This window comes from Nodosilinea sp. AN01ver1, from assembly GCF_050565655.1.
Taxonomy (GTDB): domain Bacteria; phylum Cyanobacteriota; class Cyanobacteriia; order Phormidesmidales; family Phormidesmidaceae; genus Nodosilinea.
In genome coordinates this window covers 1-11,494 of the sequence record NZ_JBNXVS010000086.1, presented here as the reverse complement: position 1 = coordinate 11,494, position 11,494 = coordinate 1, and the positions used below count along the sequence as shown (strand labels likewise).

The window sequence follows — 11,494 nt, the reverse complement described above, 5'->3', positions numbered from 1 at the left end:
GGGTCACCGCTTGCGCGATACCGCGCTTTAAGCTCGTCGGCTGAAAAATGAGGTTCGAGATGGAGGGGTCTAGGCATTCCCTAATCCTACACCATTTCAGGGGTAGCCAAGTCGGATTTAGTATTAGCCGAGAGAAGCTGGGCTATGACATTGAGTCTCGTGACCCTACGACCGGGCGACTGCAGTTTATTGAGGTCAAGGGCCGCATCGCTGGGGCTGAGACGGTGACGGTGACGAAAAATGAAATCATCACAGCGCTGAACCAGCCAGAGGCGTTTATTTTGGCGCTGGTGCAGGTGCCAAGATCAGAGGAGTTTGGGGCGGGGGATGCGTTTCGGGTGCGGAGTACGGAGGGTAGTTACAGCGCTGGGGATGGGGAGGGCTGCGTGGTGCGCTATGTGCGGCAGCCGTTTCAGAAGGAGCCAGATTTTGGCGTCACCAGCGTGAATTATAACTGGCAAGAACTGTGGCAGAGGGGACAACATCCGTCTTGATGCAAAGCAGTGAGTATGATTCTCATTCTCTATGTGTTGCAGAGGTAGGGGCCAAGAATCCAATGCCAAGGTTTATGCTTTTCAATAACCAAATATTAAATTAGAACAAATGTATTGCTAATCCGCCTCGTTTGCATTAAATTGGTACTTATGAACTATTTTAGTTTTGCCAGGTGCTCATCTCCCACAAACTTTACGCAAAAAAAACATGTTTAAACGCGGAGAAAATCAGTATGAGTGGGAACAGAACTGAAGGACTACTCAACGAAGTTGAAGCCACATTTGAAGGCTTAGCTGGATCTGTGCAAGAACTAGCAGATCTGGAAACCCAACCCGCTCATAGCAAAGCACTTGTCGAAGTGATCGATGCCTTAATTGTGATTCAGAATTGGATCAAATATAGGAAAGACTTTCTAAAAAGTGAGCGAGAGCAACTAGCTGATCAAATCATTGAGCGTGAATTAAATCTTCATGAAAATCGAATGAAGGCCAGGCATGAGCAGCCTCCTTTAACCCATAGATTCCTTAAAGATTTGTTTTAGTCTACTTTATTCTTTTGCTTTCGTCCTGAAGGCCAACTGCTTACCGCGGATAAAGACTGTGTACATGCAAGCCTAGCTTTGCTAGGGAATTGGCGATGCCACAGTCTAACATGGATGGTTTTCTCAATCAGGTTGAGGCAATGCTAGCTGAGCTAGAATCAGCACTTCGGGTCATTGATGCTAGTGCTAGCATCGGCAACAACTATACGCGCAGCACCTTTGAAGACGTCCAACAATCGCTGATTGCTATCGAATCTTGGGTTGATGAGCGGAGAGGCTTACTAGCCGCCGACAAGGAGCAAATTGCTGACTTGATTATTGATATTGAGAGGAACAGGTTCTATTGCAAGGCGAATCCTTCCTTGAAAGCTGAGATTTGGACTAGACTAAGAAGGCTTGTAGACACCTTGGGTTTTGGCAGCTATTAACTTCCTCTGTTGTTATTGCCATAAGCTATTAGAGCTTCAAAATACTTTTTGATAATTGTCTTTTCCTCGCTGGGTAGACTTTGCTCTGACTGAGTTAGAGCAATGATCTCTTGCAGGGCGAGAAGATAGAATGATGATGGCAAAGCGTGTCTTGGAAGTCTGCTCCAAACTTTTTGAAGCCCATCCGGATGATCTATCTGAATCATACCTGCTGTCATGGCAATACAAGTGGAGATCTCGTCAGAGAAATTCTCAGTTTGGCTTATATGATCTGGGCTTTTCTCTAACACCTTTTTAGCTACACTTTGACTAATCTCAGTCTGGTTATCGTATAACCAGTTGCTCACACGCTTATCAGCTCTTCTATCTTCCTCGGTAATTGATAGGGAATCCAGTAGCAAGGCGACTTTCCCATGCAGACTGGAATTAATCATTGTCGGGCTTTGTTTCCCATTTTTGTCTTGCTCTTGGCCTTTTACTTTCGCTTCTAGTCCATTTAATAATTGTCGAAGCTCCCGAAAGGTTTCATCTTCTACGGCATTAAAGTTTTGAAGTCTCTCCTCTAATTTTCTCAGTCTTTTACTATTGTTTTGCGATCGCTTCAAAGCTACCCAGCCCACCACTAGCGCTAGCGCAGTGCCGGTAGTCGTGACAATTCCCAAAGCACCCATGGTATTTTTTGGTAGAAGTGCAGGACAGAAAAATTATCCTAATGATAATTCAAGCTGTTCTCCATCAAGTACCAAACATGCACAAAAGCTGGTTGAGGCGTCTAATAAAGAGCATCCGCCGTCTGTGGATCTGGACCAGACCGTTCCTGAGGTACTTTTTATTTGGAATAGCAGCTTTTGGCATACTGCTAGCTGTTCCAAGCCTTGAGGAATGGTTGAAAACCAAATCCTCCCTTATCAGTGGTGCCCTTGAATCTCTGGAGGGTTCAGCTATAGCAGGCCAGATAGAGGGAATCAGCATCATCATTGCCATGGTCTTGGTTTTTACAGAGAGTCGCAAACGATCGCATTACGAAGCGCATCAGGTCGTCGACTCAGCTAAAGGTAGTGGTACCAGCTTTGCCCGCATTCAGGCTCTCGAAGACTTAGCGCGGGATGGGCAGGATATTAGATGCCTGGAAATCGAGGAAGGAGCTAACCTGCAGGGCATAAATCTTACGGCTGCCAAACTCCACAAAGCCCAGTTACGGGCAGTTGTCCTGACAAATGCAAGGCTTTGGGAAGCTAATCTTCAGGAAGCTGATCTGACCAACGCCCACCTGGAAAATGCAAACTTGATTGGTGCTAATCTCATTGATGCAGTGCTAGAGGGAGCGTGGCTCACAAAGGCAAGGCTTCGAGGTACCAATTTACAAGGGGCTGATTTATCCCATAGCCATTTAGCGGGAGCCGACCTGAGAGGGGCTAACCTACAACGGGCTATTTTCCAGGGGGCAGATTTGGCTGGCACTAAGTTTGCTGGGGCAGACTTGAAGGGATCCAGCTTCCTTGGGGTAACTTTCGTAGATGCAAACGAGATACGGATGGCCCGCGACTGGCAAGATCCATCTATTCATTACAGCGATGAACTGAAGCGGTTGCTTGGCATACGCTCCAGTCCTTAAGAAATGTTACCTGGCGCTAGAAACTGTGTGGCCCATGCTTTACCACCTGGAGCGTCCCAATTGGGGACAGTTGTCACCCAAAGTTCCCTTTTGTCACAAGGAGACTTGACGAAGCGGTATAAGACTTATACTTCAGAACCCGCAAACGTTCATGATTGTTGCCTTTTGCGGCGGTTCGCAAAATCCTGGCTTACTCTGGGGTAGACACGCTTAAGTAGGCGAAACCCTTGACGGTCTTCATGCCCTGGTGGTGAAAACTAACCACCGACATGGAGATCATCAAAAGCATCGTCTGTACCGTTCATTTTCTACCCCATGACCTATCGCAAGAAGCTGATCGAAGTCGCTCTGCCGCTAGAGGCCATCAATATGGAGTCGGCGCGGGAGAAGTCGATTCGCCATGGGCACCCGAGTACGCTGCATCTGTGGTGGGCGCGGCGACCGCTGGCGGCATATCGGGCGGTGCTGTGGTCGTCGCTGGTGGATGACCCCTCAAGCTGGCCAGAGAAGTTCCCCACTGAAGACCACCAGACGCGGGAGCGGCAGCGGCTGTTTGATATTTTGGGGCGCATCACCATTGAGGAGACCCGGAGCGGTACGAAGCAGGTGGTGCGGGGTCTGGTGTCGTGGGATGACATTAAAGACCCGGCGGTGATTGATGAGGGGCAGCGGGAGATTGCTAGGTCGCTGGCCTGGGGCCGGGGAGAAGACCCGCCGACCCAGCCCGATGCGGTGCGGGAGTGCTAAGTATGCGCCGCCGGTCTATGACCCCTTTGCTGGGGGTGGCTCGATACCGCTAGAGGCGCAGCGGTTGGGGCTAGAGGCCCATGCCAGCGACCTAAACCCGGTGGCGGTGCTGATCAATAAGGCGCTGATTGAGATACCGCCCAAGTTTAAGGATATGCCTCCGGTAAACCCGGAAGACCGCAAGCGGGCGACGTTGGAGTCGTGGAAGGGGGCGCAGGGCTTGGCGGCGGATGTGCGGTACTACGGCAAGTGGATGCGGGATGAGGCGTTTAAGCGGATTGGGCACCTGTACCCAAAGGTGAAGGTGGTGCGGGAGGAAGATGGCAACTACCGCCATGCGACGGAAGCAGAACTGTCAAATCCAAAGAAATTTAAGGTTGAAGAGCTTACAGTAATTGCATGGATTTGGGCAAGAACGGTGAAGTGTCCGAATCCGGCCTGTGGGTGTGAGATGCCGTTGGTGCGGAGTTTTCAGCTCTCAACAAAGAAGGGAAAAGAAGCCTGGGTAGAGCCTGAGATTGAACAAACATTTATACGACCACAAGTCAATTTTGGAGTGAGAACTGGAAAAGGAAAGGCTCCTCAGGAAACAGTAGGGCGGAAGGGAGCAAGATGTTTAGCCTGCAACACACCTGTACCATTAGAATTTGTGCGTCAAGAGGGCCGTGTAGGACGCATTGGGCACCAATTAATGGCCATAGTAGCCGAGGGTACTAGGGGACGGATTTATTTACCGCCTATCAAAGATCAAGAAAATATTGCATCTAAAGATAAACCTTCATGGAAGCCAGAGGCTGCCGTTGCAGGTCAAAATCTACGTGATATTAAACCTCCAACTTATGGCATGACCACTTATGGAGATCTTTTCACCAATCGTCAATTGATCGCATTGACAACCCTTAGTGACTTAGTGATGAGTGCCAAAAATCAGGCAATGCATGATACTAAATTGGCGAACCTATCACACGATGAAGTGCCACTGTCCAAGGGGGGAACTGGAGATCAAGGTTATGTAGAGGCTATCGCTACTTATTTAGGAATGGCAGTAAGCAAATTGGCAGATGCCTCAACTACATTAGTTCGATGGAAACCAAGTATGGATCAAGCCATAGCAACTTTTGGTAGGCAAGCTTTGCCTATGGTTTGGGATTACGCTGAATCGAATGTATTTAATGGAGCGGCAGGCGATTATTCAACTACTTTGAACAATATGCTTCGCGTTGTCAAGGAGCAAACCACTTCGAGTCAAGGAATAGTTATTCAACATGAGGCAACCACACAGCATAAAAATGGCATAATTCCAAAGCTTATCTCTACTGATCCTCCCTACTATGACAATATAAGTTATGCCGATCTGGCCGACTTTTTTATATCTGGCTGCAACGCTCTATCGGCTTTATTTACCCCGAACTTTGTAGTACTTTGCTCGCTCCTAAGATTCAGGAACTTGTTGCTTTTCCCTATCGATTTAATGGAAGCAAAGAAAAGGCTCAAATTTTCTTTGAGGAGGGATTAGGCAACGCCTTCAACCGCATACATTCAATCTCTCATGTAGATTTTCCTTTTTCTGTTTACTATGCTTTTAAACAAGCTGAAACAGATCAGCAAGGAAAAAATGATGGATTGGTTGCCTCAACTGGCTGGGAAACTATGCTGGAAGGTTTAATAAAAGCAGATTTTAGTATTGACGGTACCTGGCCCATGCGAAGTGAGTTGAGCAATCGCATGATTGCAAGTGGCACAAACGCTCTCGCCTCTTCCATCGTCCTCGTCTGCCGTCCCCGCCCCACCGATGCCCCAAAAGCCACCCGTCGCCAGTTTCTCAACGAACTCAAGCGTGAACTGCCCAAAGCCCTCAAAACCCTGCAACAGGGCAACATCGCCCCCGTTGACCTGGCCCAGGCCAGTATTGGCCCCGGCATGGCCATCTACTCCAAATACGCCGCTGTTCTAGAGTCAGACGGTGCCCCCATGCGCGTGCGCACCGCCCTACAACTCATCAACCAAACCCTCGACGAATTTCTCGCCGAGCAAGAGGGCGAGTTTGACCGCGATACCCGCTGGGCGCTCACCTGGTTTGAACAGCACCAGTACGCCGATGGCCCCTACGGCGAAGCCGAAACCCTCTCCACCGCCCGCAACACCAGCGTCAAAGGCATGGAAGAGGCTGGCATACTCGTCGCCAAAAGCGGCAAAGTACGCCTGCTCAAACGCGATGAACTGCCCCAAACCTGGCAGCCCGAAGCCGACAGCCGCACCCCCGACTGGGAAGCCGCCCAGCACCTGATTCGCACACTGCTCGACCAGGGCGAACTCGTCGCCGCCGAACTGCTGGCCCGCCTGGGCGACCAGGGCCAAAACGCCCGCGACCTGGCTTACCGACTCTACACCATCTGCGACCGAAAAGGCTGGGCTGCCGAAGGCGTCGCCTACAACAGCCTGGTGATCGCCTGGCCCGAACTCACCCGCCTCGCTGCAGAGTCTGGGCCATCCGAAGTGCAGGGGAGTTTCTTGTAAGTTCTCCGTGCCTCTGGGGTGAACTTCAACCATAGCGACCGAGAGAGCAAAGAGAAAATCTGTTAACGCTTAAACTGTAGAACAGGCACTCTGAGAGAACTGGCCATGAACACGCAACTCGTAAACTCCATCATTCAGGTTGTGCGATCTCTCCCCAGAGACGAGCAACAGTTGCTCATTGAAAGCCTAAACCAACTCCTTCTTCAGCCATCCCCTGACGAATCTAATCCGTCAGAACCAGAAGAAACCGCCGATATTCTCTCTGATGAAGCCTTAGAAGAACCAATCGACGAAGATGCCTGGGCAGTTTGGCAATCTTTGGGAGATAATGCGGTGTCGGGTCAATTAGAGAACCCGTCCGTCAAACACGATCGTTATCTTTACGCTAAACCTCAATGAACCGGCTGTTTGTCGATACCAGTGCCTTCGCCGCTTTAGCCGATCGGGATGACGACAACCATGCCAGTGCCGTCGCCTTCAACAAACAAATGAAGGGGCATATCCTGGTATCGACAAACTACATCCTGGATGAACTGTACACCCTGCTGTTACTCCATGCTGGCTATGCCAAAACCGTATCCTTCAAAGCGGATCTGGATATTCTGGTTGCTAAAGGACTGTTGAGAATTGTCTGGATTTCAGATGCGATCGCCCAATCCTCTTGGGAAGTATTTGAGCAGTTCAACACTGACAAAGAGTGGTCTTTCACAGACTGCACTTCCTACGTCGTCATGAAACAGCACCGGCTAACTGAGGTTTTCACCTTCGAACATCACTTCTCCCAGATGGGCTTTACTCGCTTGCCGATTTAGCTTGTCCAAATCTCTATCAGTCGGTGTTGTCAGAGAGGAGTACGGCAAAAACACGAAGCAGAAGTGCAGGAGATCTACCCTCATCCTTCCTGGCAAAGATTTCAGCCTGTGTAGAACGAATTAGTGGAATGGAGCGGTCAAGAAACCATCATTTCATTAAGCGAATTTATCCAATGCCCACCTATTTTGGCAGGTCTGTTAGCAGCTGCCCCCGTTCTGGGGATACTCCTAAGGGAACAAGCTTCGGCAAGCTATCAATCACACGGAGCGGAGAGAGGCGATGACGGTGACGGAAGACTTTGATTTTGAGGCCGCAGTCAAGGCCGCCCTCAACGAGGCCTTGCGAGAGCGTGGACACGTCAATATCTTGATCGCCGGACGCACTGGCGTCGGCAAGAGCACGCTGATCAACTCTGTCTTCCAGGGCAGCTTCGCGACGACTGGTCAGGGACGTCCCGTTACCCAAAACACGCGAGAAATCAAAAAAGAAGGGGTTCCCCTTTCCATATTTGATACTCGGGGCTTAGAAATGGCGGACTTTTCCGAGACCCTAGGGGCGCTCAAGTCCTTTGTGTCAGAGCGTTCCAAAAGTCCCGATTCCAACCAACATGTTCACGTAGCGTGGATTTGTATAGCTGAAGACTTTCGACGGGTAGAGCCCGCCGAGGAAGAACTCGTCAAAATGCTGGTTGACCGAAACATACCTGTCATCGTTGTAATCACCAAAGCCAGGTCTGACAAAGGCTTCCGTGCCACAATACTGGAAATTCTACCTGAAGTGACCAATGCTGTTCGAGTACGCGCCATTCAGGAAGAACTCGATGACGACATCGTATTGCCGCCAAAGGGGTTGCATGAACTGGTCGAGTTAACCATGCAGGTCGTCCCAGAAGGCCGAAAAAGAGCCTTTACGGCGGCACAAAAAGTTGACATCGAGTTAAAAAAAACACAATCCCACACCATCGTAGCCGGATCGGCCATTAGCGCAGCCGGGACAGCGGCAGTCCCCATACCATTTTCGGATGCGATCGCGATCGTCCCTATCCAAATTGGAATGTTGGCGGGTATATCAGCAACCTTTGGTTTACCAGTAGACAAAAGCTTCCTCAGTACCCTGGTCGGCAGCGTCCTTGCCGGAGCCGGAGGCACCTTAGCCGGGCGTTCAATTGTGTCTGGCTTACTAAAAATGATTCCCGGTGCAGGTTCTGTCGCCGGAGGTGCGATCGCCGCTACTACAGCCGCTGCACTCACCACGGCTATCGGAGAGACTTACATTGCTGTTTTAGTCATGTTGTTTGTCAGCAAAGATGGTGAACCTCCCACATCTGATGAAGTAGCAGAGGCTTTCAAGTCCAAATACCTACAGCTCGCTAGCAGTAGGTAACGCCCTCTATTAAAAATTAGGGATGTCATAAAGCATTCCGAAGAGTGGCCAGAGATGCCATCTGAATCTAAATTAAACTCACTCAAGGTAATTTTTGTGGAAGCCCGTAACCGTAAAATTAGCGAATGGTATACCAAGATTCTAGGTGGAGAAATCAAACTCCCTCGATTTCAACGATTTGAAGCTTGGGATAACCATCGAATAGCCAGCTTGCTACAGACCGTCATCCACAACCTGCCCCTGGGCATCACCCTGATACTGGAAGTCGGCGACCAGGAAAAATTCATCTCTCGCTACCTACAGACTGCACCCGCTACCCACAACAAAGTGCAGGAACACCTGCTGGATGGGCAGCAACGTCTGACGGCTCTCTGGCGAGCATTCCACAACAACTATCAGTGGGAGACCTACTACGTCTATCTCCAGGAGTTCGACAGCTACGACAAAGACGAAGAGCGAGATGACTTGTCAATCTACTGGCGAGGACGATACATCAAGCAGCAAGACGGAAAGCGATACCCGCTATGGTGTGACAATCCGGCGAGGACTCTGGAAAGGGGCTTGATCCCAATTAATTTGCTGCGTCCCGATAATATTCAGGACGAAATTGATGGTTGGCTAAATGCAGCTCTTCAAAGACCTTCTGCTGAAGCAGGTGTGGAAGCCTTCGAGCAGTTCTTCTCCCTCAAGGAACGATTAAGAGCCAAAGTTCAAGAGTTGCGTTCCACGATCGCCAACTACAACCTACCATTTCTGTCCTTGCCGACTTACACCGATAAGTCCGTGGCCCTCAACGTGTTCATCAACATGAACACCAACAGCAAGCCCCTTTCCACCTACGACATCATCGTGGCCGAAGTAGAAAGCGCTATGGGGCAATCTCTCCACGATTTAGAGGCTGACCTCCACCAAAAACATCCTGCCATCAGTCGTTACGCTTCCCTATCTAGCCTGATTCTGACGACATCGGCACTGCTACAGGGCAATCTCCCCAACCAGCGGGGAGCTTGGGACATGGATAAAACTCGCATGGTCGAGCAGTGGAGCAGCCTGGAGCGAGGCTTGAGCCTAATGGCTCAATTCCTCAATGGCGAAGGCATTTACGACGACCAACGGTTACCTACCAACGCTGTCCTAGCCGTCATCGCCGCTCTCTATGCCAACATCCCAAAATCTGGAGACAAGCGAGGGCAAGACGAACTGCTGCTGAGGAAATACATGTGGTACGGCTTCTTTAGCGATCGCTACGAGAACTCCGCTGCTACCCACGCTTTCGCCGACTTTAATGTGCTGAAAGCTATCATCACGGGCAAGCAGAAACCCGATGGCAGTCCTTACACCACCGCTGATGTCCCTATCTTCGCCAATCACTCTCTGGTCGAAGCCGAGGAACTAACCACTGCTGAATGGCCCAAGCGCACCACCATTCGTGGACGCGGTGTTCTAGCCGTTATGTGTCGTTTAGGAGCACTAGACTTCTTCACCGCAGAACAACTGAATGCTCAGAATATTGGTGAACGACACTACCACCATGTTTACCCTGACGCCCTGTTGAAAGAAGCTGGTCTAGAAAGCTTCCTGGCACTGAACTGTGCTCTGATTAAGGACAAAACCAACATGTCTATTGGGCGAAAAGATCCGCTGGTGTACCTGAAAGAGCGCTTCCAATGGGTCTCCGAAGAAATTGTGCGCGATCGCTTGCAATCTCACCTGATTCCCGTTGACGAGCTAGCCAACGGCGGCTACGAAAGGCTATCAGAAGAGGAGAAAAATCTTAAATTGAAGCAAGACTTCGAAGCTTTCATCCAAAAGCGGGCCGAATTGGTTATGGCTGCTGTCAGAAAACTGATAGACGGACGCCAGCTTAGCGCTGCGGAGGTTTACAAAGAGGTTGAAAGCTCCCCAACGGTTGACCGACAACCAGCAATGGCACAGATTAGTGGCTGAGCCATACAGGCTTCCGCAGGAGTTTCCTGACTCAGTAGCAGGGGTAACCGTTCAACAGCTTTGTCCAGACACTTTCAAAGCCTTAAGGTTAAGGCCATGAGTAATTTTGCTGACTTTCTTTCAATCCCTGGGAAGAATGAAGCAAGGGTAAAAAACTTCAACAAATCAAGCTGAAATCGTTCCACAAGCTCAACATAGGGGGCAGAACCCCCACAACTCAGCAGCAAACATACTATGGCTATCAGCAACCACGAACGGGTCGGGCGGGCGCTTCAACTGCTTCAAACGGGGGTATACCCCTACTTGGAGCGAGAAATGCAGGCCACTTACGGCCAGCACTGGCCAGTGAGAGCCGCCACCTACCTCAACCACAAAAACGAAAGAGCCGATGAGGTGCTTAAGAACGACCTCTATTCGGCCCTGAAGGTGATGTGGAACGAGTGGAACGATGTATTTCGTAAAACCCTGGGCAAGTCTGAGCGATCGCTGCTCTCAGAATGCCAGGATATTCGCAATACCTGGGCTCACACCACGACCTTCTCTACCGAAGATGCCTACAGAGCACTAGACAGCATTGCCCGCCTGCTCTCTGCCCTCTCTGCCCCCGAAGGCGAAGAACTCGAAAAGCAGCGCTACGAACTTCTCCGTACCCGGTTTGAAGAGCAGGCCCGCAAAGCGACCCGTCGCGCCGCCACCGCCACCACCGAGGGGCAACCCCTAGCGGGGCTCAAACCTTGGCGGGACATCGCCACCCCCCACCCCGATGGAGATATTGTCAAATCTGGTGTATGGCTAGGATCTAGGCGGCATCCTGCATCTGGGTCATATCGGCGTTGTCATCAGCCCGGTATCCATCTTTGAACGGAACTCCTTCAATCACATCGGCGAGGTGTTTGAAGCCTCGGATCCTGAGCCAGTTCTTTTGGGCACTCTCAACCAACTTGAACACCAGTGCCAAGATAGTGTCCTTGGAGACACAGCCTCGGGTCTTGTCAGTTCTGAGGCGCA

Annotated in this window: 9 protein-coding genes and 3 pseudogenes; 10 read left to right on the top strand and 2 right to left on the bottom strand. The window is 50.5% G+C overall.

The window, feature by feature from the left end:
• Window positions 1–122: 122 nt before the first annotated feature.
• The 3 genes and pseudogenes from ACQ4N7_RS29350 to ACQ4N7_RS29340 all read left to right on the top strand — a co-directional run.
• Window positions 123–494, top strand: a pseudogene (locus tag ACQ4N7_RS29350) (DUF3883 domain-containing protein); the annotation flags it as partial.
• 233 nt (window positions 495–727) lie between these two features.
• On the top strand, window positions 728–1,036 hold the full coding sequence (locus ACQ4N7_RS29345; protein ID WP_430714974.1) for a hypothetical protein: 309 nt from the start codon (window positions 728–730) through the stop codon (window positions 1,034–1,036).
• A 95-nt stretch (window positions 1,037–1,131) separates the two neighbouring features.
• Entirely contained in the window at window positions 1,132–1,464 is a 333-nt protein-coding gene (locus tag ACQ4N7_RS29340; protein ID WP_430714973.1) for a hypothetical protein, read from the top strand.
• Here ACQ4N7_RS29340 and ACQ4N7_RS29335 read toward each other — a convergent pair.
• Window positions 1,461–2,135 (bottom strand): hypothetical protein, encoded by a 675-nt coding sequence (locus tag ACQ4N7_RS29335; RefSeq protein ID WP_430714972.1) that lies wholly within the window; start codon window positions 2,133–2,135, stop codon window positions 1,461–1,463. The two genes, ACQ4N7_RS29340 and ACQ4N7_RS29335, sit on opposite strands and share 4 nt — an antisense overlap.
• Before the next feature lie 17 nt (window positions 2,136–2,152).
• Between ACQ4N7_RS29335 and ACQ4N7_RS29330 the strand changes: the two genes are divergently transcribed.
• The 7 genes and pseudogenes from ACQ4N7_RS29330 to ACQ4N7_RS29300 all read left to right on the top strand — a co-directional run bounded on the left by ACQ4N7_RS29330 (window position 2,153) and on the right by ACQ4N7_RS29300 (window position 11,347).
• Window positions 2,153–3,079: a pentapeptide repeat-containing protein gene (locus tag ACQ4N7_RS29330; RefSeq protein WP_430714975.1), complete on the top strand. Its 927-nt coding sequence runs from the start codon at window positions 2,153–2,155 to the stop codon at window positions 3,077–3,079.
• A gap of 315 nt (window positions 3,080–3,394) precedes the next feature.
• A pseudogene (locus tag ACQ4N7_RS29325) lies at window positions 3,395–6,343 on the top strand (DUF1156 domain-containing protein).
• Window positions 6,344–6,448: 105 nt separating this feature from the next.
• Window positions 6,449–6,742 carry a hypothetical protein gene (locus tag ACQ4N7_RS29320; protein WP_430714971.1) on the top strand — a complete coding sequence of 98 codons (294 nt, stop codon included), beginning with the start codon at window positions 6,449–6,451 and terminating at the stop codon, window positions 6,740–6,742.
• Window positions 6,739–7,155: a type II toxin-antitoxin system VapC family toxin gene (locus ACQ4N7_RS29315; RefSeq protein WP_430714970.1), complete on the top strand. Its 417-nt coding sequence runs from the start codon at window positions 6,739–6,741 to the stop codon at window positions 7,153–7,155. Before ACQ4N7_RS29320 ends, ACQ4N7_RS29315 begins: the two co-directional genes overlap by 4 nt.
• A 280-nt stretch (window positions 7,156–7,435) precedes the next feature.
• A complete protein-coding gene (locus ACQ4N7_RS29310; protein WP_430714969.1) occupies window positions 7,436–8,539 on the top strand; it encodes a YcjF family protein in 1,104 nt (367 codons plus the stop codon).
• 54 nt (window positions 8,540–8,593) lie between these two features.
• Window positions 8,594–10,486, top strand: a complete 1,893-nt coding sequence (locus ACQ4N7_RS29305; protein WP_430714968.1) for a GmrSD restriction endonuclease domain-containing protein — start codon at window positions 8,594–8,596, stop codon at window positions 10,484–10,486.
• Between the two features lie 234 nt (window positions 10,487–10,720).
• Complete coding sequence (locus tag ACQ4N7_RS29300) at window positions 10,721–11,347, top strand: Swt1 family HEPN domain-containing protein (RefSeq protein ID WP_430714967.1); 627 nt, start codon at window positions 10,721–10,723, stop codon at window positions 11,345–11,347.
• On the opposite strand, the pseudogene ACQ4N7_RS29295 reads toward ACQ4N7_RS29300, so the two are convergent.
• Window positions 11,286–11,494 (bottom strand): annotated as a pseudogene (locus tag ACQ4N7_RS29295) (IS256 family transposase); the annotation flags it as partial. The gene ACQ4N7_RS29300 and the pseudogene ACQ4N7_RS29295 sit on opposite strands and share 62 nt — an antisense overlap.